The 25,755-nt window shown below is 63.2% G+C and carries 23 protein-coding genes; 12 read left to right on the forward strand and 11 right to left on the reverse strand.

Annotated features, from left to right (window positions below):
- The first annotated feature begins 110 nt into the window (after positions 1 to 110).
- From AC1D08_RS08505 to AC1D08_RS08520, 4 genes are all read left to right on the forward strand, one after another.
- Positions 111 to 1,589 (forward strand): ABC transporter substrate-binding protein, encoded by a 1,479-nt coding sequence (locus tag AC1D08_RS08505; RefSeq protein WP_477227511.1) that lies wholly within the window; start codon positions 111 to 113, stop codon positions 1,587 to 1,589.
- Positions 1,590 to 1,836: 247 nt separating this feature from the next.
- Positions 1,837 to 2,784 carry an ABC transporter permease gene (locus tag AC1D08_RS08510; protein ID WP_457153534.1) on the forward strand — a complete coding sequence of 316 codons (948 nt, stop codon included), beginning with the start codon at positions 1,837 to 1,839 and terminating at the stop codon, positions 2,782 to 2,784.
- Positions 2,781 to 3,650: an ABC transporter permease gene (locus AC1D08_RS08515; protein WP_457153535.1), complete on the forward strand. Its 870-nt coding sequence runs from the start codon at positions 2,781 to 2,783 to the stop codon at positions 3,648 to 3,650. The genes AC1D08_RS08510 and AC1D08_RS08515 overlap by 4 nt, the downstream gene beginning before the upstream one ends.
- The gene (locus AC1D08_RS08520) at positions 3,647 to 5,269 is read left to right on the forward strand and encodes an ABC transporter ATP-binding protein (RefSeq protein WP_457153536.1); all 1,623 of its coding nucleotides are present in this window, start codon (positions 3,647 to 3,649) and stop codon (positions 5,267 to 5,269) included. The genes AC1D08_RS08515 and AC1D08_RS08520 overlap by 4 nt, the downstream gene beginning before the upstream one ends.
- A 96-nt stretch (positions 5,270 to 5,365) precedes the next feature.
- Here the strand turns inward: AC1D08_RS08520 and AC1D08_RS08525 are convergent, their stop codons facing one another.
- A complete protein-coding gene (locus AC1D08_RS08525; protein WP_477422957.1) occupies positions 5,366 to 5,851 on the reverse strand; it encodes an NUDIX domain-containing protein in 486 nt (161 codons plus the stop codon).
- 45 nt (positions 5,852 to 5,896) lie between these two features.
- Entirely contained in the window at positions 5,897 to 6,328 is a 432-nt protein-coding gene (locus tag AC1D08_RS08530) for a TerB family tellurite resistance protein (protein ID WP_095087434.1), read from the reverse strand.
- 151 nt (positions 6,329 to 6,479) lie between these two features.
- Here AC1D08_RS08530 and AC1D08_RS08535 point away from each other — a divergent pair, with 151 nt between their 5' ends.
- The 4 genes from AC1D08_RS08535 to AC1D08_RS08550 all read left to right on the forward strand — a co-directional run bounded on the left by AC1D08_RS08535 (position 6,480) and on the right by AC1D08_RS08550 (position 8,960).
- Positions 6,480 to 7,265 carry a TSUP family transporter gene (locus AC1D08_RS08535; protein WP_184873569.1) on the forward strand — a complete coding sequence of 262 codons (786 nt, stop codon included), beginning with the start codon at positions 6,480 to 6,482 and terminating at the stop codon, positions 7,263 to 7,265.
- A 53-nt stretch (positions 7,266 to 7,318) separates the two neighbouring features.
- On the forward strand, positions 7,319 to 7,489 hold the full coding sequence (locus tag AC1D08_RS08540; RefSeq protein WP_457154742.1) for a hypothetical protein: 171 nt from the start codon (positions 7,319 to 7,321) through the stop codon (positions 7,487 to 7,489).
- 103 nt (positions 7,490 to 7,592) lie between these two features.
- Positions 7,593 to 8,420, forward strand: coding sequence for a helix-turn-helix domain-containing protein (locus tag AC1D08_RS08545; RefSeq protein WP_457154743.1), 828 nt, complete (start codon positions 7,593 to 7,595; stop codon positions 8,418 to 8,420).
- A 120-nt stretch (positions 8,421 to 8,540) separates the two neighbouring features.
- Positions 8,541 to 8,960 carry a VOC family protein gene (locus AC1D08_RS08550; protein ID WP_477416893.1) on the forward strand — a complete coding sequence of 140 codons (420 nt, stop codon included), beginning with the start codon at positions 8,541 to 8,543 and terminating at the stop codon, positions 8,958 to 8,960.
- A 7-nt stretch (positions 8,961 to 8,967) separates the two neighbouring features.
- Here the strand turns inward: AC1D08_RS08550 and AC1D08_RS08555 are convergent, their stop codons facing one another.
- Together AC1D08_RS08555 and AC1D08_RS08560 are read right to left on the reverse strand one after the other, a co-directional pair.
- Positions 8,968 to 10,443, reverse strand: a complete 1,476-nt coding sequence (locus AC1D08_RS08555; RefSeq protein ID WP_457152101.1) for a cobyric acid synthase — start codon at positions 10,441 to 10,443, stop codon at positions 8,968 to 8,970.
- Positions 10,443 to 11,057 (reverse strand): dimethylsulfonioproprionate lyase family protein, encoded by a 615-nt coding sequence (locus AC1D08_RS08560; RefSeq protein WP_457152100.1) that lies wholly within the window; start codon positions 11,055 to 11,057, stop codon positions 10,443 to 10,445. The genes AC1D08_RS08555 and AC1D08_RS08560 overlap by 1 nt, the downstream gene beginning before the upstream one ends.
- 289 nt (positions 11,058 to 11,346) lie before the next feature.
- On the opposite strand from AC1D08_RS08560, the gene AC1D08_RS08565 reads away from it, so the two are divergent.
- On the forward strand, positions 11,347 to 12,513 hold the full coding sequence (locus tag AC1D08_RS08565) for an isobutyryl-CoA dehydrogenase (protein ID WP_457152099.1): 1,167 nt from the start codon (positions 11,347 to 11,349) through the stop codon (positions 12,511 to 12,513).
- Between the two features lie 26 nt (positions 12,514 to 12,539).
- Entirely contained in the window at positions 12,540 to 13,424 is an 885-nt protein-coding gene (gene mmsB / locus AC1D08_RS08570) for a 3-hydroxyisobutyrate dehydrogenase (protein ID WP_457152098.1), read from the forward strand.
- A 271-nt stretch (positions 13,425 to 13,695) separates the two neighbouring features.
- Here mmsB and AC1D08_RS08575 read toward each other — a convergent pair whose 3' ends face one another.
- The 4 genes from AC1D08_RS08575 to AC1D08_RS08590 form a co-directional block, all read right to left on the reverse strand.
- Positions 13,696 to 14,340 carry a cytochrome c oxidase assembly factor Coa1 family protein gene (locus AC1D08_RS08575; RefSeq protein WP_457152097.1) on the reverse strand — a complete coding sequence of 215 codons (645 nt, stop codon included), beginning with the start codon at positions 14,338 to 14,340 and terminating at the stop codon, positions 13,696 to 13,698.
- Positions 14,341 to 14,430: 90 nt separating this feature from the next.
- Positions 14,431 to 14,796, reverse strand: a complete 366-nt coding sequence (locus AC1D08_RS08580) for a hypothetical protein (protein WP_457152096.1) — start codon at positions 14,794 to 14,796, stop codon at positions 14,431 to 14,433.
- Between the two features lie 136 nt (positions 14,797 to 14,932).
- On the reverse strand, positions 14,933 to 16,312 hold the full coding sequence (locus AC1D08_RS08585) for an aspartate aminotransferase family protein (protein ID WP_477416879.1): 1,380 nt from the start codon (positions 16,310 to 16,312) through the stop codon (positions 14,933 to 14,935).
- A 348-nt stretch (positions 16,313 to 16,660) separates the two neighbouring features.
- A complete protein-coding gene (locus AC1D08_RS08590; RefSeq protein ID WP_477422960.1) occupies positions 16,661 to 18,736 on the reverse strand; it encodes a prolyl oligopeptidase family serine peptidase in 2,076 nt (691 codons plus the stop codon).
- Positions 18,737 to 18,885: 149 nt separating this feature from the next.
- Between AC1D08_RS08590 and AC1D08_RS08595 the strand changes: the two genes are divergently transcribed.
- On the forward strand, positions 18,886 to 19,455 hold the full coding sequence (locus AC1D08_RS08595; RefSeq protein ID WP_457152093.1) for a hypothetical protein: 570 nt from the start codon (positions 18,886 to 18,888) through the stop codon (positions 19,453 to 19,455).
- Here AC1D08_RS08595 and AC1D08_RS08600 read toward each other — a convergent pair.
- The 3 genes from AC1D08_RS08600 to AC1D08_RS08610 all read right to left on the reverse strand — a co-directional run bounded on the left by AC1D08_RS08600 (position 19,447) and on the right by AC1D08_RS08610 (position 23,879).
- Positions 19,447 to 20,610 carry an MFS transporter gene (locus AC1D08_RS08600; RefSeq protein WP_457152092.1) on the reverse strand — a complete coding sequence of 388 codons (1,164 nt, stop codon included), beginning with the start codon at positions 20,608 to 20,610 and terminating at the stop codon, positions 19,447 to 19,449. The genes AC1D08_RS08595 and AC1D08_RS08600 overlap by 9 nt on opposite strands.
- Positions 20,607 to 21,788 (reverse strand): MFS transporter, encoded by a 1,182-nt coding sequence (locus tag AC1D08_RS08605; protein ID WP_457152103.1) that lies wholly within the window; start codon positions 21,786 to 21,788, stop codon positions 20,607 to 20,609. The genes AC1D08_RS08600 and AC1D08_RS08605 overlap by 4 nt, the downstream gene beginning before the upstream one ends.
- Positions 21,789 to 21,971: 183 nt before the next feature.
- Positions 21,972 to 23,879, reverse strand: a complete 1,908-nt coding sequence (locus tag AC1D08_RS08610; protein ID WP_477422962.1) for a phospholipase D-like domain-containing protein — start codon at positions 23,877 to 23,879, stop codon at positions 21,972 to 21,974.
- A gap of 252 nt (positions 23,880 to 24,131) precedes the next feature.
- Here AC1D08_RS08610 and AC1D08_RS08615 point away from each other — a divergent pair, with 252 nt between their 5' ends.
- Positions 24,132 to 25,709 (forward strand): trimethylamine methyltransferase family protein, encoded by a 1,578-nt coding sequence (locus AC1D08_RS08615; protein WP_477227528.1) that lies wholly within the window; start codon positions 24,132 to 24,134, stop codon positions 25,707 to 25,709.
- Positions 25,710 to 25,755: the final 46 nt, after the last annotated feature.

The following is a 25,755-nucleotide window of genomic DNA, read 5'->3' on the forward strand; positions in this document are numbered from 1 at the left end:
TTCCCAGCCATCCTGCCGGGCAGAACGAAACGCAATTTACTCCGTGGCCAAATCACGCTTCTATCGCCCGGGTTTGAGCACGTGTCTGAAAACGCATGGGGAGTTGCACGATGAGATTGTGGAAAACCATCCTGGCCGCAGCGGTGCTGTCGCTGGCCACTGGCACGTCGGCATTCGCCGCGCGAACCGACCTCGTCATCGGCATCCCGCTCGAACCGCCGCATCTCGATCCGACCGCCGGTGCTGCCGCGGCGATCGACGAGGTTCTCTACGCCAATGTGTTCGAGGGCCTGACCCGTATCGGGCCGAATGGCGAGGTGCTGCCGGATCTGGCCGAAAGCTGGACCATTTCCGATGACGGCAAGGTCTACACCTTCAAGCTGCACACCGGCGTCAAATTCCACGACGGCACCGATTTCGACGCCAGTGACGTTAAGTTCTCCCTCGACCGCGCCCGCGCCGACAATTCGGTCAATGCGCAGAAGGGTCTGTTCGCAGCGATCGACAAGGTCGATGTCGTCGACCCGGCAACGGTCAAGGTGACGTTGAAGAACCCGCAAGGCTCCTTCCTCTACAATATGGGCTGGGGCGACGCGGTGATCGTGGCGCCTGAATCGGCCGACACCAACAAGGAGAAGCCGATCGGCACCGGCCCGTTCAAATTCCAGAGCTGGGCCAAGGGGTCGTCGATCACGCTGGTCAAGTCGGACAATTACTGGGGCACGCCGGTGTCCCTCGACAAGGCCGAGTTCCGCATCGTGCCGGATGCGGCGGCCTACGTACCGGCGCTGCTGTCTGGCGACATCCAGGCTTTCCCGTTCTTCGATGCCGACAGCGTCGCCCAGGTCAAGGACGACCCGCGCTTCAAGGTGGTGATCGGCGCGACCGAAGGCGAAACCCTCCTGTCGATCAACAACAAGAAGCCGCCTTTCGACAAATTACAGGTGAGACAAGCGATCTCCTATGCGCTCGACCGCAAGGCGATCATCGACGGCGCCTCGGCCGGCCTCGGCCAGCCGATCGGATCGCACATGTCACCGGCCAACAAGGACTATGTCGACCTCACCGGCCGCTATCCGCATGATGTCGCCAAGGCCAAGGAACTGCTGAAGGAAGCGGGACTGGAGAACGGCTTCAAGGCGACGTTGAAATTGCCGCCTCCCTCTTACGCGCGGCTAGGCGGCGAGATCATCGCCTCGGAACTTCGCGACGTCGGTATCGATCTCGAGATCATCCCGGTCGAATGGGCGCAATGGCTGGATCAGGTGTTCACCAAGAAGGATTACGACCTGACCATCGTCTCGCACACCGAGCCCAACGACATCGATATCTATTCGCGCAAGGACTATTACTTCAACTACGACAACCCCGCCTTCGACAAGGTGATTGCCGACCTCAACCTCACCTCCGACGAGGCCAAGCGCAAGGAACTGCTCGGACAGGCGCAGAAGATCCTGGCCGATGATGCCGTGGTCGGCTTCCTCTTCGAACTGCCCAAGGTCGGCGTCTGGGATGCCAAGCTGCAAGGACTGTGGGAAAACGCACCGATCCAGGCCAATGACCTGACCAAGGTGAAGTGGAGCGAGTAAGGCTGTTGGCCAAAAGGCGCCGCTTGCGCTCCTTCGCGCCCCCCTCTGCCCTGCCGGGCATCTCCCCCTCAAGGGGGAATACTTCGCTCTTGTCAGCGCTTTCGCCATTCATCAATGAAGCCTTTGTAGCGCCTGCGCTGAAATTGCCGATCTCCCCCCTTGAGGGGGAGATGTCCGGCAGGACAGAGGGGGGCGTCGCAGAACGCTATCGTCACTTGTTGTCTGCCATCGGCAACGCAGCGGCCTCATGACCGTCTATCTCCTCAAGCGGCTCACCATCGCGATTGCCACGCTGGTGCTGGCCTCCATCGTGGTGTTCGCCGTGTTGGAGATCCTGCCCGGCGACCCGGCGCGGCTGATGCTGGGCATGAACGCCAGCGCCGACCAGGTCGAACTGTTGCGCAATCAGATGGGGCTCAACGCGCCGCTGCCTTGGCGCTACCTGCATTGGGCCGGCGGCCTGCTCAGTCTCGATTTCGGCCGCTCCTACACCTATTCGGTGCCGGTCATCGATCTCGTGCGCGAGCGGCTGGCTGTCTCCCTGCCGCTGGCGCTGATTGCGCTGGCGCTCTCCACCATCATCGCCATTCCGGTCGGCCTGTTTTCCGCCAGCCGCCGCGGACGGGCCGGCGATACGGTGGCGATGGGCGCCGCACAGCTTGGCGTCGCTGTCCCCAATTTCTGGTTCGCGCTGATGCTGATCTATGTCTTCGCCGTCTGGCTGCGGCTGGTTCCGGCCGGCGGCTTTCCCGGCTGGAGCGCAGGCCTCTGGCCGGCGCTGAAATCGCTGCTGCTGCCGGCAGTGGCGCTTGCCTTGCCGCAGGCCGCCATCCTGGCACGCGTCACCCGCTCGGCGCTGATCGAGGTGCTGAACGAGGACTATATCCGCACCGCCCGCGCCAAGGGCCTGCCTTACCGCGCGGTGTTATGGCGGCACGCGCTGCGCAACGCAATGATCCCGGTGCTGACCATTCTTGGCCTGCAGTTCGCTTTCCTGCTTGCCGGCACCATCATCATCGAGAATGTCTTTTATCTGCCCGGCCTCGGCCGGCTGGTGTTCCAGGCGATCACCCAGCGCGACCTGATCGTCGTCGAAAGCGTCGTCATGCTGCTGGTCGCCGCCGTCATTGCCGTCAACCTCCTCGTCGACCTTTCCTATGCAGTCGTCGATCCGCGCCTGAGGAGCCGGCAATGACGCTGCACATCGAAATTCCCGAGGAGACGTTCGGCAGCATCCTGGTCAAGGCTTTCAGGAACACCGCGTTCGTTGCCGGTTTCGTCATCACCTTGCTGATCCTGGCGATGGCGATCATCTCCTACGTCTGGACACCCTACGACGTCACGAAACTGGTGATATCAGACAAGACGCAGGCCCCCTCGCTGGCGCACTGGTTCGGCACCGATCATTTCGGCCGCGACATCCTGTCGATGGTCATGGTCGGCGCCCGCAATTCCATTGCCGTGGCGTTGGTCGCGGTCGGCATCGGCATGGGGGTCGGCGTGCCGCTCGGCGCCTTTGCCGCAGCGCGCAGCGGCCTCGTCGACGAGGCGCTAATGCGGCTGAACGATCTCGTCTTCGCCTTCCCCGCTTTGCTGTCGGCCATCATGATCACCGCCATCTTCGGACCGGGCGCCGTCAACGCCATCATCGCCATCGGCATCTTCAACATTCCGGTGTTTGCCCGTGTCGCCAGGGCCGGCGCGCTGGCGATCTGGCCGCGCGAGTTCATCCTTGCCGCGCGCGCCGCCGGCAAGAGCAGCACGCAGATCAGCATCGAACATGTGCTGCCCAACATTGCCACGCTGCTTCTGGTGCAAGGCACCATTCAGTTCGCGCTGGGCATCCTGGCCGAAGCTGGGCTTTCCTATCTGGGCCTGGGCGCCCAACCGCCAATGCCGAGCTGGGGCCGCATGCTGTTCGACGCGCAGACCCGCATGGTGGTGGCGCCGTGGATGGCAATCTTTCCCGGCATGGCGATCGTCGTCACCGTGCTTGGGCTCAACCTTCTGGGCGATGGCATCGCCGACATCCTCGACCCGAAATCGCGGCGGCAGCGATGAGCCTGCTCGAGGTCGAGAACCTGTCGCTGACCATAGGCGACACGCCGATCCTCAGAGGCATGGAGCTTTCCGTTGCGCCCGGCGAGGTCATGGGACTGGTCGGTGAATCCGGTTCGGGCAAGTCGATGACGGCGCTGGCGGTGATGCAGCTTCTGCCTCATGCCGCGCGCGCCACCGGGCGCGTCTCGTTCGACGGCATCGACATCCTCGCGGCAACCGAGGACCAGATGTGCGCGCTGCGCGGTGACGACATCGGCATGGTGTTCCAGGAGCCGATGACGGCGCTCAATCCGGTCAAGACGATCGGCGAACAGGTCGCCGAGGGCATACGCTGGCACACCAGGGCAAGCCGCGCCGAGGCCGAGGAGCGTGCGCGAAAAATGCTCGACCGCGTCGGCCTGCCCTCGGCAAAATTCCCGCTCTCGCGCTATCCACACGAACTGTCCGGCGGCCAGCGCCAGCGCGTCGTCATCGCCATCGCCTGTGCGCTGAAACCGAAGCTGCTGATTGCCGATGAGCCGACGACGGCGCTCGACGTTGTTCTGCAGGCCCAGATCCTCGACCTCCTGCGCGACCTCGTCGCGGAGAGCCGCATGGGCCTGCTGTTGATCTCGCACGATCTTGCGGTGGTGACCGAGATGGCCGACCGCATCACCATCCTGCGCCACGGCGAGGTGATGGAGGCCGGTGACACGGCGCGCACGCTGTCCGAACAGCTCCACCCCTACACGCGCCAACTGGCGCAGGCCTCGATGCATGTGCCGGCGCGGGCGAGGCCGCATGGCGTCGGATCGAGCCAACTCTTGCTTCAGGTCGAGGGCGTGGCGCGCGACTATCCCGGCCGGCGCACCTCGCTGTTCAGGCGTGCGCCTGATATCCGTGCCGTGGACGATGTATCCCTGTCGATGGCGCCAGGCCAATCGGTGGCGCTGGTTGGTCGCTCCGGCTGCGGCAAGTCAACGCTCGCCCGCATGATCCTTGCGCTCGACCGACCAAGCTCGGGCACGATCCGGTTTCGCGGCGAGTCCATCACCGACAAGAGCGAAGCGGAACTGAAGCCGGCCCGGCGTGACATGCAGGTTGTCTTCCAGGATCCTTACGGCTCCTTCGACCCGCGCCAGAAGGTTGAAAAACTGGTCGCCGAACCCCTGCATGTTCTGGACAAGAAGCCGACGCGCGCCGAGCGCCACGAAATGGTGGCGCATGCGCTGCATGAAGTCGGCCTCGACCAGCGCGACATGGACAAATATCCGCATGAGTTTTCCGGCGGCCAGCGCCAGCGCCTTTCGATCGCCCGCGCTATCATCACCCGCCCCAAGCTGGTCGTCGCCGACGAGCCGGTCTCGGCGCTCGATGTCTCGATCCGCGCCCAGATCCTGGATTTGTTCGCCGAGCTCAACCAAAAACTCGGCATCGCCTATCTCTTCATCACACACGACCTGTCCGTCGCCCGTGCCATCACGGACGAGGTGCTGGTCATGCATGACGGCAAGATCGTCGAGCGCGGCAAGACGAACGAAGTGCTGGATCACCCGCAATCCGAGGCGGCCAAGGCGCTGGTCGCTGCTGCCCCGAACCTGCAGCGGGCAATCGCTCGGCGGATGCAGGAACAGGGTTAGCCCATCAGATCATCTGGAATATTCCGGGTCCGTGAGCACCGGAAGCGCCGAAAACGCCGCTAGATGGCGGCCAGAGAAGAATTTCCAAATAGCCTCTCAGATCATCTGGAATATTCCGGTGGTCTTGAACCGGAGATAGGCCTCGATGCTGCGGGCCATATTGGGCAGCATTTCGGGCAAGTCGTCGGGCGCGAACCAGCCGACGGCACTGCTCTCGTCATCGGTAACGGCCGGCTCGCCTTCAAAGGAGCGCGTGTAGAACATCAGCGCGAAAAACTGGGCGCGATCGCCATTGGGAAACTGGAAGGTTTCATAGTGCGGGTCGCAGCCGAACCCGAACGGCTCGACATCGCTGACGATCAACCCGGTTTCCTCGAGTGCCTCCCGGACCACGAGGGTCTCCAGGCCCTCGCCTTCCTCGGCATTGCCGCCAGGCAGGCCCCACAGGCCAAAATCAGTTCGTTTCTGCAACAGGATGCTGCCGTCGGCGCGTTCGATGACGATGCGAGCGCCCGGCATGAGCACCAGACGATCCCCGATCAGCGCCCGCAATTGTCCCAGATAGCTGTCGGCAAAGGCCATTCCAACGCTCCCCGCAGCTAGCGAAACCGTTGCGCGAGCAACGCCTCAGCCTTCCGGCTTGACCACGTCGACCGGACTGATGTCGAGCAGGTCGAGCGTGCGCCGGAGCAGCCGCACCTCGCTCTCGGCTAGCTGCGAATCCGCCTTGGCGATCTCGGCCATATGGCGGGCCAGTTGCTTGCGCCGCTCGAGGTCGAGATCGCGGAACAGCGCAATGGCCTGCGAGCCGTTGGTCTCGTAGCCGAACTCGTTGAGATATTCGATGACGCTGTCGATGCTGGTTTCGGCAATGCCGAAGGCGTCCTTGCAGATGCGCCGGAAGGCAACCATCTCGCTCTCGCTGACCGACCCGTCGGCCAGGATCATGCGGAACAGCATCAAGAGTTCCGCCGACAGGACCGGATCGTCCGCCACCTTGCGCACGCCCGGGTCGCCGTCGAAGATCGAGCGTATCTGGTCCAGCAATGCGAATGCCATCAGGAGCCCCTTTCCGATTAAGATGCGTCGCATGATTCCACCCAAGCGCGACGCGCTTGAATAGAGGTAGCGCGGAATCGGCCTTGCGCAAACAGGGCCTTCGTGGTCGAACGCCCGATATCTCAGCCCACCGGACATTTCCACACTTCAGATGATCGACCTCACCACCCAGACCGTCGCCATGCTGGCGTTCGCAGGCTTTGCCGCGGGCTTTGTCGACTCGATCGCCGGCGGCGGCGGATTGATCACCATTCCCGCACTGCTTCTCGCCGGTTTCTCACCGATCGAAACGCTTGGAACCAACAAACTGCAAGGCATGTTCGGCTCTGGCTCGGCCACAATCCATTATGCCGCGAATGGCCATGTCGACCTGCGACGACAGCTGCCGTCAGCCTTGCTGGCGCTTGCCGGCGGCACTGCCGGTGCCTTGCTGGCAACGATTGTCCCGGGCGATATTCTACGCGCCTCGCTGCCACTTCTGCTGATCGCCATCGCATTTTATTTCGCCATAAAACCCAACATGGGTGATGTCGACCGTGCCGAGCGGCTGTCACCGTTCCTGTTCGGGTTGACTGTCGCGCCCGCAATCGGCTTCTACGACGGCCTGTTTGGACCCGGCGCCGGCTCCTTTTACATGCTGGCCTTCGTCGCACTCGCCGGTTTCGGCGTGCTCAAGGCGACCGCGCATACCAAGCTGCTCAATTTCGCCTCCAACATCGGCGGCTTCATCGTCTTCGCCGCAGTCGGCGTCGTCTACTGGAAGATCGGTTTGATGATGGGCGTTGCCCAATTCCTCGGCGCTCGCGTCGGCGCCAGCCTGGCCATGCGCATCGGTGCAAGACTGATCAAGCCGCTGCTGGTGGTCGTCTGCCTTGCGCTGGCCGTGAAGCTCTTGGCCGACCCGGCGAACCCGCTGCGTGTCATGATTGGTGTGTGAATACCCGCCCTGATAGAATGCCGCTGTTCGAATCATGTTGCGAGGAGCCAGACATGAATCTTAGCGCACCCACCCAAATTGTTTTCATCATTGCAGTTGTTATCGCCATCATCGGTGTTCTCGCCGCGCTTGGCGTTCTTGCGTTCATTCCAATCGCATCGGTGTGGATTGTTCTTATTGCCTTCATCGTGCTTGCCGGCGGCTGCTTGATGCGCGGCGCCTGACCAGTTTCCCTTGAAGTGGGGACCTGGAGCGCCCGGCCAAAAGCCGGGCGCTTTTGATTCTGGCCAATGGTCTGCTAGATTTGCCTCGGCGGAAGGATGGCCGATGCCAGTCGAGATGCAGCAATGGAAGGAACAGGACCGCTCCATTGCCGGGCGGTTCGAGATGCGCCGGCGCCTGCCCAGTCCTGCACTTGAAGGCATCGTCACCGACATCTGCGGCTATCGCGAAACTGCTGCCGGCCATTTCCACAATGTCGAATATGCATCGCTGACCGTGCCGCTGGTGATCAGCTTTGCCGAGCCCTTCGCCATCGGCCTCGGCAAGACGCCGGGCGACAATGACCGCTTCGCCAGTTTCGCCGCCGGCCTTTTTGCCGGACCGGTGGTGATCGAATCCTTCGGCGGCGCCTGCTGCGTCCAGGTCAACTTCACGCCGCTCGGCGCACGCCGGTTTTTCCGACAGCCGATGAGCGAGCTCACCGACAGCATGGTCGTGCTCGACGACGTGCTTGGCGGCGAAGGCATGGCGCTGCGCGAGCGGCTTGGCAACGCGCCGGACTGGGCGGCGCGTTTCGACATCGCCGAAGCCTTCGTCGCGGCCCGTCTCGAGAATGCCGCCGAAACCCCGCTCGAAATCGCTTGGGCCTATGACCGTATCATCACCTCTGGCGGCCGGACCCGCATTTCGGTGCTTGCCGAAAAGCTGGGCCGGAGCCGCAAGCATCTCGCCAGCGGCTTTTCCGATGCGATCGGTATCGGCCCCAAGACGCTGTCGCGCATCGTGCGCTTCAACCGGGCGCTCGGCCTGTCAAGGCAGCAGACCGTCGACTGGGCGGATATCGCCGCCGATTGCGGCTATGCCGACCAGGCGCATCTGGTACGCGAATTCCGCGACCTTGCCGGCGAGACGCCGACCGCACTTGCCAGGTAACATTTCTTCAAGACGCTGGAACGGCCTTCGACCAGAGTGATGCATGTCGCCCAAAAGTGCGCAGCGTTTTTGGGCATGCACAATCAAGGTTCATCGACCAACCCAAGTGAAGGAGTTCCCATGCCCACCACCACGGAAGCGCCGCGCCTCTACCCTGCCCTGCGCTACAAGAACGCGGCAAAAATGATCGACTGGCTGTGCGAAGCCTTCGGCTTCAGCGTCCGTGCTCGCTATGGCGAAGGCGATGTCGTGCACCATGCCGAACTGGTTTTCGGCTCGTCGATGATCATGCTGGGCACGGTGCGCGACGACGACTACGGCAAGATGGTCGGCGAGCCCGGCCCAGGCGGCGGTAAGTCGATCTACATTGCCGTCGACGATGCCGATGCCGCCTATGCCAAAGCCAGGAAGGCCGGTGCCACGATCATCCAGGAATTGACCAACCGCGACTATGGCAGCCGCGAGTTCATCTGCCGCGATCCCGAAGGCAGTGTCTGGTCGTTCGGGACCTACTGGCCGAAGGCTGGCGACAAGGCATAGGCAAGGTCTAGCGCGCCAGCGCGAAAATTGCGTCGCAGTTGAGGTGGCTTTCCAACTCGGCTGCGACCTCGTCCAGCGCCCGCTCGACTTCGGCCCGATAATCGATGCCGCCACCCTTGATGCCGAGGCTTTCAAGGAATTTCCCGCGAAAGCCGTCGGCGCCGAACAGGCCATGCATATAGGTGCCGATCACCTTGCCGTCGGCGGAGATAGCGCCATCCTCGACACCATTGATGATCGCCGACGGTCGCATTGTGTCCGGACCCGTGGTGTGGCCAAGGTGGATCTCGTAGCCCTCGAGCGGCAGATCGAATTGTACCGAGCGGGCACTGACATTGCGCACCGTCTTCTCCGGTTCCATCACCGTCTCGACGTCGAGCAGGCCAAGCCCTTCGGCTTCGGTTACGCTGCCTTCGATGCCGTCCGGGTCGTGCACCGAGCGGCCAAGCATCTGGAAGCCGCCGCAAATGCCAACGACATGGCCGCCCCGCTTGCAGTGGGCAAGAAGGTCCCGGTCCCAGCCGTTCTCGCGGAATTTCAAGAGATCGCCGATCGTCGACTTGGAGCCGGGAATGACCACCAGCCCGGCATCGGCCGGCAAAGGCTTTCCGGGCGGCACGAACACCACCTCGACCTGCGGTTCGGCCTTGAGCGGATCGAGATCGTCGAAATTGGCGATGCGGCCAAGCATCGGCACGGCCACCTTCAGCGCGCGCGTCTCGCCGGACGCCAGCCGTTCCAGCACCACCGAATCCTCCGAAGGCAGCCGCGCTGCCGCCTTCAGCCACGGCACCACGCCAAAACACCGCCAGCCGGTAAATTTCTCGATCGACCTTATGCCATCGTCGAACAGCGAGACGTCGCCGCGAAACTTGTTGATGAGGTAGCCGACGATCATGCGCCGGTCCTCTTCCGGCAGGATCAGATGTGTGCCGGCCACCGAGGCGATGACGCCGCCGCGATCGATATCGCCGACCAGCACCACCGGCACGTTGGCCCGCGTCGCAAAGCCCATATTGGCAATGTCGCGGTTGCGCAGGTTGATCTCGGCCGGCGAACCGGCGCCCTCCACGATGACAAGGTCGGCGCCCTCGCCGACCTTGTTCCAGGAGTCCAGCACGGCGTCCATCAGTTGGCCCTTCAGTGCTTGATAGTCGCGCGCCCGCGCTTCGCCAAACACCTTGCCCTGCACGATGACCTGCGCACCGACATCGGTCTGCGGCTTGAGCAGCACCGGGTTCATGTGGACCGACGGCGCCACACCGCAAGCGATCGCCTGCAGCCATTGCGCGCGGCCGATCTCGCCGCCGCCGGCCTTGTTGTCGCCGGGAATGTCGGCGACCGCAGCGTTGTTCGACATGTTCTGCGGCTTAAACGGCCGCACCTTCAGCCCACGCTTTTTTGCTGCCCGGCAAAGGCCGGCGACCAGCACCGTCTTGCCGACATCCGAACCCGTGCCTTGCAGCATGATCGCCTTGGCCATCAGCCCCTGCCCTGCGCCACGGTTCCGGTGATCGTGGATTTTGCAGCCAGTGGCCCGCCGCGCCAGATGTAGAGCGCCAGCAATGGCTCCAGGCCGGTGCGCATGGCGTGGTTGACGTTGGAAGCATGGTGGACGACCTCGCCAGCCGCGCGGCGGCGAAACCCGCTCTCACCCATCCGCCACTCGGTGCCGCCGGTCAGCGGAATGTAGATCTCCTCGGCAACATGATGATGGTCGGGATAGACGATATCGGGGCCAAGAATCAGCAGGCCGGCGGCGACCTCGTCATTGGCGAAGTGGCCGCGTGTGCCGAACACTTCGAGCCAGCCGTAATTGTCGATAAATGCTTCACCGAAATCCGCCTTGCTATAGGTCTGCCCCCAGCGGAGATCATTCCGACGTTCCGCAAGCAATCGCACCAGCGGCTTGGCATCGGGCGGCGCCAGTTCGGCGGCGCGATCGAGGTGGCGCAGGCAGCCAAGCGGATGCGGCTCCAGCGCGCGGGCTGGCATGTCCCAGGCGATCCCCGCCACGGCGTCGCGCACCAGGGCGTCGTCCACGGAAGCGAGATAGGCGTGGAACTGTTCCAGCAGTTCATCGAATTTTGTCGCCACGTCTCGCTCCGAACATGCATTGGTGCACAGCCGCTCCGCAGGAGGTCGGGTTGCGCGGCGGCATCATTGGTCTAGATTGGTGCGCGCGCAAAGCCAAAAACAACAGGCCAGCGAGCTTAAGATGTGTTGAGATTCAGGTCAGGCCTGGCCGAAAACGGCGGTTTTCGAGAACCGGAGCGGAGCGTACTTAAGGTACGTGAGCACCGGAAGTGCAAGAAACCGACGTTTGCAGGCCGGCATCACCTGAGTATCAACATAACTTAGCTGGCCAGCACATAGGGAGCACGCCATGGACGCCGCGGTCGATGCGAGCACCAGCCAGTTCGAACTCAACGAGGAACAGCGCGCCATCCAGGAGATGGCGCAGGCCTTCGCCGCCGACCGCGTCGCGCCGAACGCACTCGATTGGGACCGCAGGAAACACTTCCCCGCCGACGTGATCCGCGAGACCGGGCCGCTCGGCCTCGGCGGCATCTATGTCCGAGACGATGTCGGCGGCTCCGCGCTCGGCCGGCTCGACGCTGTGCTGATCTTCGAGGCGCTCTCGCGCGCCGATCCGGCCTTTTCGTCGTTCATCTCGATCCACAACATGGTCGCCTCGATGATCGACCGTTTCGGCAATGAGGAGCAGCGCCAGCGATTCCTGCCGAAGCTCACCTCAATGGAATGGCTGGCGAGCTACTGCCTGACCGAACCGGGCTCCGGATCGGATGCCGCGGCGCTGAAGACGCGCGCGGTGAAGAGCGGCGGCGACTATGTCCTCAACGGCACCAAGCAGTTCATCTCGGGCGCCGGTGACAGCGACGTCTACGCCGTCATGGTGCGCACCGGCGCCGACGGGCCGAAAGGCATTTCCACCATCGTCGTTCCCAAGGACGCGCCCGGCCTCTCCTTCGGCGCCAACGAGCACAAGATGGGCTGGCACATGCAGTCGACCCGCCAGGTCATCTTCGAAGACTGCAAGGTGCCGGCGGAAAACCTGCTATCGGGCGAAGGCGCCGGCTTCGGCATCGCCATGGCCGGGCTCGACGGCGGCCGGCTGAACATAGCCGCCTGTTCGCTGGGCGGCGCGCAATCGGCGCTCGACAAGGCGCTGTCCTACGCCGCCGAGCGCAAGGCGTTCGGCTCCAGGATCAACCAGTTCCAGGCGCTGCAGTTCAGGCTGGCCGATATGGAGACCGAACTGCAGGCGGCGCGCATCTTCCTCTACGCCGCCGCCTCGAAGCTCGACGGCAAGGCGCCGGACGCCGGCAAATGGTCGGCAATGGCCAAGCGCTTCGTCACCGACACCGGCTTCACCGTGGCCAACGACGCGCTGCAACTGCTCGGCGGCTACGGCTACCTGCACGATTACGGCATCGAGAAGCTGGTGCGGGACCTGCGCGTCCATCAGATCCTCGAAGGCACCAACGAGATCATGCGCGTCATCATCGCGCGAGCCCTGATCGGCCGCTGACGCCAGAAGAACCTGGGAGACAGACAATGACGACGATCGCCTTCATCGGGCTCGGCAACATGGGCAATCCAATGGCGGCCAATCTGGTCAAGGCCGGGCATGCCGTGCATGGCTTCGACCTGATGCCGGAGAATCTGACGGTCGCCCGCGAGCATGGCGTCATCATTATGGCCAATGCACCGGCCGCGGTGAAGGACGCCGATGTGGTGGTCACCATGCTGCCGGCTGGCAAGCATGTGCTGTCGGTCTATGAAGACATTGCTCCCAAGGCCAAAAAGGGCGCGCTGTTCATTGATTCCTCGACCATCGATGTCGAATCGGCCCGCAAGGCGCATGCCGTCGCCACCAGGCACGGCCTGCTGTCCATCGACGCACCGGTCTCAGGCGGCACCGGCGGTGCGGCGGCCGGCACACTGACCTTCATGGCCGGTGGCTCCGACAATGCCTTCGCCGCCGCCGAGCCGATCCTGAAGCCGATGGCCGGGCGTATCGTCCATTGCGGCGGCGACGGCGCAGGACAGGCCGCCAAGATCTGCAACAACATGATCCTCGGCATTTCGATGATCGGCGTCGCCGAGGCCTTCGTGCTGGCGGAAAGGCTCGGCCTCTCGCACCAGGCGCTGTTCGACGTCGCCTCGACTTCGTCCGGCCAGTGCTGGTCGCTGACCACCTACTGCCCGGTGCCCGGCCCTGTGCCGACCTCGCCCGCCAACCGCGACTACAAGCCGGGCTTTGCCGCCGCTCTGATGCTGAAGGACCTGAGGCTGGCGCAGGAGGCAGCACAAGGATGCGGCGCGGTGACCCCGCTTGGTGCTGAGGCGGCTCAGCTCTATGCGCTGTTCAACGCCCAGGGGCATGCAGGCGCCGATTTTTCCGGAATCATTAATTTTCTGCGCGGAGCCAATCCATAAGCTCCTAATATAACTGGTTTTTTTGCTTATCTTGAGAGAAACCGGTCAAATTTAGGTTTGCTTAAGCTCTCGATAACCCCCCGGTAACGATGTTTCTGTAAAACGGAATGCGAGGCGGACATATCGCATCCGCCCGGCGCTCCGGATCAGGTCTCGCGTACCGGAGCCCGTAAGTTTCGCCAAGTGTTTGCGTAGCGAAACGCCATGCGTATCTGGCAAAGCCGCGTTCCCGATGGAGCGCGGTTTTTGCATTTCATCATTGCAGCCTGTTTTATATACCGATTGCCGCATTCGGGATCGCGACATGATCTTCATTGATCAGCACGATCGGTGCATCGGCTCCCTCGACCCTGACGACCAGCAGGCGCAGGCTCCACGTGCCTGCTGTCCGGACAGCGGTCGAGAAGGCGGTGCCCTTGCCCTTGGCGCCATGGACCGGAATGCTGAACTGGGCATCGCCCTGCCCATTCGCGTTGACATTGAGATGGCCACCGACCCAGAAACTCTCGGTCAGGTCATCACCGAGGGCGGCCTTGACGCGGTCGTCGCCGCGAAGCTTGTCCATGGTCATGTGATAGGCATCGCTGCCTTTCAGCACGTAAGGAATGCCGCCGACCATCGCCGCACAGCCGCCGATGCTGACCACCCAGATGACAAGGCCGGCGATCGCCCAGTTGCGTTGCGTCTTGCGGAACTGTTCCGCGTCGCGCCAGGCGCGGTTCTGCCAGGCCCAGCGGCTGCCGCGCGCACCCAGTACGATGATCATGACGATGTTGACGACAGGGATCAGTGCCAGCAGCGCGATGAAGGTGCTGTTGCCGATACCCCAGATCCAGTTGAGGAAGAAGGCGCCCCAGTTCCAGCGGTCAAGTTCGGCCGGAATTTCGGCAGGCTGGTTAAGCGGCTGTCCGGCCATGATGTTCCCCCATCGGCAGATGTGCTTCATGGGTTCTAGCGTATGACCTCGAAAAACGGGAATCGGTTTTTCCCGAACGGCCTTTCTTTGTCAGGCCTTGTTGGAAAGCCGGCGAAAATTCGCCTTCACCGTACGGCTTGCCGGCTTCAGCGCGGCGCTGATCGACCGTTCCGCAGCGACGCCGTTGAACAACGACGGCGTGCGGCCGGCAAGGATTTCCGGCCAGAACCGCGATGCCGAATGCAGGAAGGACATTTGCGCCGCAAACGCCCCTTCGGCCATCGCCACGGTCTTCTCGTTCACCGCGCGCGCCGTCTCCGTGCCCCATGGCTTCCCGCTCCCGGCATCCAACGCCATCAACGGCAGCCGCATCAGCGCCACCATCGGCGCCAGCATCAGGTCACCGCCGATGCTGGCTGCATGTTGCAGCCGTCGGCTCTTGCCGGTCTTTTTCATGGAAACAGTCCCCTTGTCGCAGCCACGTCGGCTGCTGACCCGCACACTAAGCGCTGAGGGTGAAATTCGTTCCCCCACGAAATGTTTCTCGAAGCCGGGCATTCTCATCGAGAACGCCCGGTCGAGGTACCGATCCCTATCGCTTGCGCAGATCCGCCTGCGCCAGGTCCAGCGCCTTGGAGATGCGCTCGCAAGCCATGTCGATCGTGTCACGGGTCCAGATCAGCGGCGGCGACAGGATCATCGTGTCGCCGGTGGCGCGCAGCATCATGCCGTGCGCGATCGCATGGTCGCGCACGGTCACCGCCGCACTTCCCGACGGCAGGAACCGCTCCTTGGTGGCCTTGTCCTTGACGATTTCGATCGCGCCCATCAGCCCGATCGAGCGCACCTCGCCGACCAGATCATGCCCGGCAATGCGCTCCTGCAACGCCTTGGCGAAATACGGCCCGGTATCGTTCCTGACGCGATCGACCAGCCCTTCCCGCTCGATGATCTCAAGGTTCTTCAGCGCCACGGCACAGGCCACCGGATGACCAGAATAGGTATAGCCGTGATTGAACTCGCCGCCCTTCCCGACCAGGGTCGCGGCGATGCGGTCGCCGACCAGCAATGCCGACAGCGGCTGGTAGCCCGAGGTCAGTGCCTTGGCCGTGGTGATGGTGTCCGGCTCGATGCCGAGCGTTTGTGATGCGAACCATTCACCGGTGCGGCCGTAGCCGGTGATGACCTCGTCCAGCATCAGCAGGACATCGTATTTGCGGCAGATGCGCTGCACTTCCGGCCAGTAGCTGACCGGCGGTATCTTCACGCCGCCTGCCCCCATCACCGGCTCGCCGATGAAGGCCGCAACTTTGTCGGCACCGGCTTCGAGGATCGCATCCTCGACGGCCTTGGCCGCCCGCAGGCCGAAGTCATGATCGCTCTCGCCCGGCAGTGCGAGTTCATAGGCATAAGGCATCATCACATGGACGATGTTGGGCACCGCGCCGCCGAGCTGCTTGTGCATGGCGTCCATGCCGCCGAGCGAGGTGCCGGCAACGGTCGAGCCGTGATAGGCCATCTTTCGCGAGATGATGCGGTTCTTCTCCGGCTTGCCTTCCAGCACCCAGTAGTGGCGGACAAGGCGCAGCGCCGTGTCGTTGGCTTCCGACCCAGACGAGCCGTAGAACACCTGGTTGACGTGCTTCGGCGCGATCTCCGCCAGCTTCTTGGACAACAGCACCGGCGTCGGCGTCGAGCATTTGAAGAAGGAGTTGTAGTAGGGCAGCTCCTTCATCTGCGCGTAGGCGGCCTCGGCCAGTTCGTCGCGGCCATAGCCGATGTTGACGCACCACAGCCCGGCCATGCCGTCGAGGATCTCAGTCCCCTCGGTATCGTAGATGAACGGCCCGTTGGCATGGGTGATGATGCGCGAGCCGGCTTCGCGCAATTCCTTATGGTCGGTGAACGGGTGGAGATGGTGCGCGGCGTCGATCTGCTGAAGCTGCTTCAGCGAATAATTCTGATAGGTCATTGATCTGATCTTTCCTCTGGATTCTATCCGGCCGTGCCGGGAGCGAATGCGTCAGAGGCAAGCAGGTGGTGAATAACCGATGCGGGCGCACAGGCGCAGAAGCTCGGCGCGCAGCGTGCGCGGTGACGGTGTCACCGCGACCCGGAATGCGCGAGCCCCAAATACGGGAGCCAAAGTCCTGACGAAAGCCATGGACGGCACCTTAGAGCAATTCCGGGAAAAGAGTGAAGCGGTTTTCCCGGGAAAAGCTCGTAGCGCTCTCCCTCAGGGAATTGCATCAAAACAAAGAGCGAGCAAAGGGCGGTCGAAGTGAACCACCCTTTGCGTTTGCAGCGCCGAGACTTCGGCTCATGCCTTGCCGCTCAGCGCCCTTTGTAGGAACACATATTTCATCGCCGTCTGCGCCGCCTGCGGCCGGCGGTCGCCGCGTCCACCATGTCCGCCCTCGGTCTCCTCGAAGAACAGCGTCCGGGTGTGGCCGGCTTCCTGCAGGCGGGCCGCCATCTTGCGCGCATGACCGGGATGGACGCGGTCGTCAGCGGTCGAGGTGGTCAGTAGCACCGGAGGATAGGCGGCATCGGCCGCAACATGCTGGTAGGGCGAATAGGCCGAAAGCCACTTCGCATCTTCCGGTTTCGACGGATCGCCATATTCGGCCATCCAGGAGGCACCTGGCGGCAATTCGGTGTAGCGCAGCATGTCGAGCAGCGGCACCTCGATGATCACGGCACCGAAAAACTCGGGATGCTGCGTCATGGAAACGCCGGTCAGCAAGCCGCCGTTCGAGCCGCCCTGGATGCCGAGCGAAGCGGCCGTCGCAATGCCGCGCTTGACGACGTCCTGCGCGACCGCGGCGAAATCGTCGAAGGCGTTCTGGCGGTTGCCCTTGAGCGCCGCCTGATGCCAGGCCGGGCCGAACTCTCCGCCGCCGCGAATACAGGCTTGGACATAGGCATTGCCCCTTTCCAGCCACAGCCTGCCGCGCACGCCGGCATAGCTTGGCAGAAGCGGGACTTCGAAACCACCATAGCCATAAAGCAGCGTCGGCACCGGACCCTTCTGGTCGCGCCGCCGGACGACGAAGTACGGGATCATCGTGCCGTCCTTCGAGCGCGCCTCGAACTGCTCCGAGATCAGCGGCGACGCATCGAAGCGGGCCGGCTGCGACTTCACGGTGGCGAGCGTCTCGCCATCGTCGTCCGACCAGATGATCGAACTCGGCGTCAGGAAGTCGGTGAAGGAGAAGGAAACGCTGGAGCCGAAATGCTCGGCGTGGCTGATGCCGACATTGCCGTTCTCGGGCAGTGCCACGGGCTTCTGCGACCAGCCGCGATCCTTGCGCTCGCAGACGACTACCTTGCCGCGCACGTTGTCCATCAGATTGATGAACAGGCGGTCCTGCGTGCGGGCAATGCCGGCAATCGACACGCGATACGCCGGCTCCAGCAAGGTCTCCACTGGGCCGAGCGTGCCAGCCTCGACCCAGTGTGCCAGATCCAGCGAATAGAGACCATCAGGCTTGCACGAAGTGCCGTCGGGCGCCGTCCACGGGCTGCGCACGCCGAAGACGAGTTGATCCTTGAAGATCGCCGTATCGGTCACGTAGTCAGGCAACGGCAGGCGTTTGTTCTCGCCGGAAGGCAGCCGCAGGAAGATATGTGAGGCGAAGAAATCGAGCGTCCGGGCCAGGATCAGATAACGTCTGTCGCCGTCGAACTCGACGCCAGCGCCAACCGCGAGATCTTCCTTCCGCCCCTCGAAGATCGGTGTCGCGTCTTCCAGTTTGGTGCCGCGCTTCCACAGCTTGACCACGCGCGGATAACCGGATTGCGTCTTGTCCTCCTCCTCGAAAGCCGCCGAGACGATGACGGTGTCCTTGTCCAGCCAGCCGAAGCCCGACTTGGAAGCGGGTGCGCGAAATCCATCCTCGACAAAGGATTTGGTCGCGATGTCGAATTCGCGCATCTCGCTGGCGTCACCGCCATCCGGCGACATCGAGACAAGGCAGAGGTTGAAGTCCGGATAGAGCCGGCTGGCACCGCTGAACACCCACTTGATTCCGTCCTTGGCCGCAAGCTGGTCGAAGTCGACGATCGTTTCCCAGTCGGCCTTCTCGGTCTTGTAGGAAGCCACCGTCGTGCGGCGCCACAGCCCGAGCACATTGGTCTTGTCCTGCCAGAAATTGTAGACATGGCCGGCAATCGCGGCACCGACTGCGATGTTGTCCTCGGCAGTCATCAGGTCGAGCGCGGTCTGGAACGACGCCTGATAGGACGGATCGCCCTGCAGTTCACCGACCGTTACCTCGTTCTGACCATGCACCCAGTCGAGCGACTGCTTGGCTGTCCTGTCCTCCAGCCAGAGAAAGGGATCTTCGGTCGAAGGGGTGGAATTTGGCAGGGTCTGCGTGGTCGACTTGGTCATAGGGTCTCCGGTAAACTCATCAAGGCTCGGTGTCGCACACATCGTCATGCCACTACCGAAATTCAATTGGAACGCGCGAAAGAAGCGACCCGCCATACAGCATCAAGTGCGAAACCTTATCCGGCCATGTGTCGCTACGAGGAAACCTGATGCAATTTCTCTACATTGCGAAAGAGAGATTTGATCCGTCCAGCGGCACGGAATGGACGAAATACATCGAGTGGTCGGGCCTAACCCAACTGACCGAAGTCGTCACCCTCGATGGAATGCTCGGCCGGGTCGCGCTTGGCGAGACAAAGGACAGCTACTGGCCCCACATTGTCAACGAGGACTGGATGCTCGATTTCTTTGTGGACCTGGAGTTTCTGCTTTCGCAACTGGCGGGTACGAACGAATTGAATATCTTAAGCGTAATTCGAAAGCCGTCGACGGACGTGCATTCGATTGATTGGGGCGGTTTCATCTTCCTGGGCTACGACTTGTTGGATCAAGAAGGTTCCATAAGCGCGTTGACCAACTGCGGCGGTTTTCCCGACGTGTTCACGAATTCGGAGTTGTCTCAGTTTGGCCTGATACCCGACTTTGATCGTGCCGTCGAAATTCAGGACATGCTGCGCCGGAAGCACCCTGAGGAACGTCACGCGCATTGTGACATATGGGCAATTTCGAGATGGCAAGTCGATGACGAGCTGCGGCATCCCACAATCGGGTCAGGCTGACCTTCGACCAACGATGCTCGCAACCGCCAGCGCCAGACACATTAGGCCAAGGATAATCGGCAGGCCTCTTGCACCCAGAACATCCATCGCTGTGCCGGCCAGCGGCGGCACTGCGATGCCGCCGACGCCCCACATCAGGGAGAAGGCGGCGTTGCCGGCAACCAGTGTCGAGCCGGTGAAGCGCTCGCCGAGCTCGATGATCGACATCGTGTAGATGCCGTAGGAAACCGCACCCCAGACAAAGATCATCGGCCAGATCAGTGGCGTCTCGATGAGAAACGGCAGGAGCAGGCAGCCGAGCACCGTGATGGCGACACAGGCAAGCCGCACCAGGCGCGCTGAGAGCCTTTCGGCCAACAGGCCAAGTGGCACCTGCATGGCGATGTTCCCGGCGATCATCACCGAAAGCAGCGCCGACATGCGGGTCTCAGTGATGCCGTGATGGGTGCCATAGACGGGCAGCAAGGCCAGCGCGCCCTGCTCGAAGCCGGCGGCCACGATAACGGCAAACAAAAGCAGCCACGCCAAGGGCACGAAGCCCAGGACGGAAACGCGATGCCCGGCCTCGTCGACCTTGGGCAGACGCGGCAGCACCGAGGCCAGGCAGATGCCGCACAGCACGAAGGCCAAAATGCCGACGAGGAAGGGCGGCCAGCCCTCCGTGCCGACGGCAAGCAGGCAAAGCGGCCCGGCTGCGAAGCCGGCCGAGATGATCGTCGAATAGACGCCCATGACGCGTGCGCGCCGGGCCGGCGGCGCCAGCGCGATCACCCAGATCTCGCTCAGCACGTAAAGCGGGTTGGTCACCACGCCAATCAGGAAGCGCAGCGGAAACCACAGATAGACATCCTGCGTCCAGCCGATCAGCACCAGCACGATCGCCGAAAGCGCCGCGCAGGAGAGTGCCGTGCGCCCTGCCCCGAACCGGCGCGCCAGCGCCGGGATCAGTGGTGACGAGACGATGAAACCTATCGGTGTCATTGCCGCCGACAGGCCGATCATCGCCGGTGAGACGCCCTGGCGCTGCAGGATGAAGCTCAGCAGCGGATAGGACAGGCCTTGCGCGATGGCGAACACCGAGACGGTCGCGATCACGCCGGTGATCGCCGCCCACTGCATCGCGGTCTCACTGTCGCTCGAACCGTTCGTGATCATGCCTTGCCGCTCCGGCGCACGGACGAGCGATACAGCGCGAACATCACCAGCAACGCGTCGAGACCGGCGATCACGACCGGCAGGCCGAGCGGGCCGATGCCTTGCATGAGCAGCCCGGCACCCGGCGGGCCGACAATACCGCCGACGCCCCACATCAGCGCGAAGGCGGCGTTGCCGGCGACCAGCACCGAGCCCTTGAAGCGGCTGCCCAGTTCGACCAGCGCCATTGTGTAGACGCCGTAGCCGACGGCGCCCATCACCAGCAGCACGACCCAGATCAGCGGCGTCATGACCAGCAGCGGCAGCAAGAGCGCGCAAGTCGCGGTTGCCAGCGCACAGACGATGATCATGGCACGACCGCCAAAACGCTCCGCCAGCAGGCCGAGTGGGATCTGCAGCAGGATGTTGCCCAGCGAAAGCGCCATCACCAGCGAGGCAAGCACGGCCTCCGCCAGGCCGTAGCTGGCGCCGAACACCGGCAGCAGCGCATAGGTGCTTTGCTGGACCGCGGCCGAAACCAGGACGGCAAGCAGCAGTGCCGGCGCCACCTTGGCAAAGCCGACTAGGCCGCTGGCAGGTTGGCCGTCATCCTCGAAGCCGGTGAGCCTGGAAGAGACGGCGTGCAGGATCACCGCGCAGAGCGTGAAGCCGGCGACACCGACCAGGAAGGGAGCCCAGCCCGACGTGCCCAGCAGGGTCAGTGCGAACGGCCCGGCCGCATAGCCGGCGCCCAGCAGCGTGTTGAACACACCCATGACCCGGCCCCGTCGCGATGGCGGCGCCAGCGACAGCGCCCAGACCTCGCCAAGGATGTAGAGCGGATTGATGACCACGCCGATGATGAAGCGGATGACGAACCAGGCCACCCAGTCCTGCAGATAGCCGACGCCCAGGAAGCAGAGCGCGCCGATCAGCGAGCAGCCGACCGCCAGCGTGCGTGCGCCGACCAGCCGCACCGCGGCCGGCACGAAGGAAGCCGAAAGGATCAGGCCGAGCGGCATCATCGCCGCCGACAAGCCGATCAGCGCCGGCGACATTCCCTGCTTCTGCATCAGCAGCGTGAACAGCGGCGAGCTCAGCCCTTGCGCGGCGCCGAACATGGCAAGTGCTGCGGTGACACCGGCAAGCGCTGCCCACTGCGTTCCCGCTTCGCCTTCGCTCGAGCCGGTCGCGACCATGCTGATACTGTCATCCATGTGAAAGTGCAGGCTATCCCGCCGGCAAGCCCGACTAGCTACTGGTTCGATTTGGGGAAAGGAAGGGCCGGACGACGAAATCCGCTTGCGCCACCGGACCCGTCCTGTCGGCTGAAGCCGATCGGTCGCTCATCGAATGGAGGCAGGTGCTGAACCTGGTGGAGGCTACGGAAAATACCGGGCGATAGCCCCCTTCTTGCCGTCGGCGTACGGCTTCAGCCACTTGTCGTCGATGGAAATCCCGTCATCGTCGGAAGGTCCCTTGCCGATCGTCCTGCGCCAGGCGCGGAACTTGTAGTGGTCGAACACGTCGAGCATATGCACCGCATAGGCGGCGGCGAAGGTCTTGTCGCCCTCCACGATCACCATGTTCTCGTCATTCTCGTAGGAAGCCTTGTAACCGAGATTGTGGCTGCCGGTGATGACCGTGGCATTGTCCTCCATCGGGTCGATGATGACGATCTTGTCGTGCACGATCGCATGGCCGACGGTCAGTACTTCTGCCTGGAAGTCGCGGGCGATCGTGGCGCCAGTCAGGTTTGCGGCCCGCACGATGGAAACGTTCGGCATCTCCCAGACCTTCTCCGGAAAGACGAAGGGCGACTTGCCGTCCTTGTTGGACTTGTGGGTGACCGGATCCTTGGTCGGCGCGACATAATTGGGCATCGCGGTTTCGTCGCTGATCGCGCCTTGCACGATCAGATTCGGATCGGCCTTGGCTGCCGCGACCGCCTGGTCGACGATCGAGTTTTCGCCGAGCAGCGACGGATTGAACACCAGGAACAGCACCGCGCGCTTCGCCGCCTTGATGCGGGCGAAGACATCCTCGAGGTCGACCGGCCGCACCGAGATGTCCTTCTTGTTGCGGTCGGGATCGTTGGGAGAGAACCAGACCGTCATGCCGTCCAGCGTTCCCGTGGCGCCGTTCAGCGGATTGGGCAGGTGGTTTTCCCTACGAAACGGCACGCCTTGCGTCTGCACGACGTGGCCGGCAGCGCTTTCCGAGGCTGGCGGCGGGAACACATCGGCCTTCATGCGCTGCCAATAGGCGTCGAATATCTCGGCCATCGCCGGATCGTCGCGGATGAAGGCGTTGTTGGACTGTCCGCAAATGCCCGTCGACGTCCAGTTGGTGCTGCCGGTCATCACCGCTTGCGGCTTGCCCTGGGCATCGCGGTAGACGGCAAACTTGTTGTGGCCGATATGGTTGTTGTTGAACAGGCGGTCGCTCACCACGACGCCCGCGTCGTGCAAGCGCTTCCTGTACGGCGCGTTGCCGGCGTCCCAGGCCTTGGTCTGGTCGTCCCTGCCCGAATTGGCAAGAATGACCTCGACGACATCCTTGGCGGCGACGATCGCGTCGCAAATCTCGTCGTCGCCAAGCTCGTAGAGCGCCAGCCTGACGGTTCCGCCTTCGGTCTTGGCCCGTTTCAGCAGGCTGGTCAGCACGTCAGGCACATCGCCATGCAGATAGGCGCGTATCTTGCTGGTCGGATCCTGCAGCACCGCCCTGATCTTGTCGCGCTGCCCGACCTTGATGCCGGCCTCTTGCAGCGCATGCGACATCCATTGCGTCGACAGCACTCCATTGGTGAAGGCAACCCGCGCCTTGCCGAACATCTGCCCGAGAAAGATCGGTGGGCTGACTGCACCCTGGCCGAGATAACCGAGCGGGCGCGCCGGCCCGGTATAGGCGGGTTTGCCATCGACGATCTGATCGGGTCGCACCGGCACCGGGTCGAGACCCGGCTTCATGTCGCCGACCGGCCGCACCCGGTAGGCTATCATTTCACCCTCTGGCCTGACGTCGATGCTGTCGCGCCGCCGCCGCACGGTGAGATCGCGCCAGAAAGTCTTCTGCACCGGCCAGACGCCGGTATCCTGGGGAATCCATCGTGGATTGCGTTGGCCCTTGAAAGGCACCCAGGAGGCGAGGCAGCGTTCCTCGCCAGTGTCGGGATAGATGCGCACGATCTCGAACCCGAGGCAGCCAGGGATCATGCCGTCTATATCCCAGGAAAGGAACGCGACTTCGTTGTTTGTCGCGGCGCGCACTTTGACGACGTCAGGCATGGCTTTCCCTCCAGAGACGTTCGGCGCGCCAATATAGCAGAAGTAAAAGACGGATGTGTAACGCGTTTCACTTAGCGTCGATCCGGCCGCTGGTCCCAGGCCAGCGCATCGCCGCGATCGGGGCGATATTCTTGCCGTGCAACTGCCGTTCCGGCATGTCGCTTCCCTCGCCCTAGTGGTCGCCGCCTCCGCAACGACCGGCGGGTCGCCGGTCCATTATGCCGCCCGCTACCGCATCGTACGAGGACCACCATGACCGCCGCCCTACAACCTGCAGAACCGGCATTGGCCACCGACCGCGCCCGTCGTGGCGGCCGCGCTGGAAAGCGCGCCGGCGGTTCGGCCGCGTTCGAGCAGCCGGCTTTCCGCCAGCTGAAGAACCCACTCGCGCCGACCAGGCTGGTTTCGGACGACGAGCTGGAATCGATCCATCTCGCCTCCTTGCGCGTGCTGAGGGAAATCGGCGTCGATGTTCTGCATGACGAGGCCCGCCGCATCATGAAGGCGCATGGCGCCGACGTGCGCGACGGCAGCGAGCGGGTGCGCTTCGACAGCGACATGATCCTCGAGCTGGTGTCGAACTGCCCTTCGGAGTTCACCATCCACTCGCGCAACCCGGCGCACAATGTGCGCTTCGGCGGCAACAATCTGATCATCTCGATGATGGCATCGGCGCCCAACTGCTCCGACATCGACCGCGGCCGCCGGCCCGGCAACCAGCAGGATTACCGCAACTTCCTCAAGCTCGCTCAGATGCACAACATCCTGAACTGCACCGGCGGCTATCCGGTCGAGCCGACCGATATCCATCCGTCGGTCAGGCACCTGGAGTGCGTCCGCGACCTCGCCACGCTGACCGACAAGGTGTTTCACATCTACTCGCTCGGCAAGGAGCGCAACGTCGACGGCATCGAGATCGCCAGGATCGCGCGCGGCATCAGCCACGAGCAGTTGCTCGAGGAGCCGTCGGTCTTCACCATCATCAACACCAATTCGCCGCTCAAGCTCGATGTGCCGATGATGGAAGGCATCATCCAGATGTCGAGCAAGGGCCAGGTCGTCGTCGTCACGCCGTTCACCCTTTCAGGGGCCATGGCGCCGGTGACGATCGCCGGCGCGCTGGTGCAGCAGAACGCCGAAGCGCTGTCCGGCATCGCCTTTGCCCAGATGGTGCGCAAGGGCGCGCCCGTCGGCTATGGCGGCTTCACCTCCAATGTCGACATGAAGTCCGGTTCACCGGCCTTCGGCACGCCCGAATACATGAAGGCACAGTTGGTCGGCGGCCAGCTTGCCCGCCGCTACAACATACCCTACCGCACCTCCAACACCTGCGCCGCCAACACGGTCGATGCGCAGGCGGCTTACGAGAGCGTGTTCTCGCTGTGGGGCGCCATCCAGGGCGGCGGCAATCTGATGATGCATGCGGCCGGCTGGCTCGAGGGCGGCCTGCGCTGCTCCTATGAGAAGACCATATTGGACATCGACCTGCTGCAGATGGTGGCGGAGTTCCTGACCCCGCTCGACCTGTCCGAAGAAGCGCTCGGCTTCGATGCCATCCAGTCGGTCGGTCCCGGCGGCCATTTCTTCGGCACCCAGCACACGCAGGACCGCTACAAGACCGCCTTCTACTCGCCGATCCTCTCCGACTGGCGCAATTTCGAGACCTGGGCGGAAGCCGGCTCGCCGACGGCGCTGGAAAAGGCCAACAAGGTGTGGAAGGAACGGCTAGCATCATTTGAAGAGCCCTATATGGACCCGGCCATTCGCGAGGAACTCAACGCCTTCGTCGAAAAGCGCCGGTCCGAGGGCGGTGCACCGACCGACTTTTGAATGGCACGCGGCGACCGCTGACCTCGGCGTCGAGGCGCGTTCCACC

The sequence above is a fragment of the Mesorhizobium sp. P2_E6 genome (assembly GCF_056403835.1).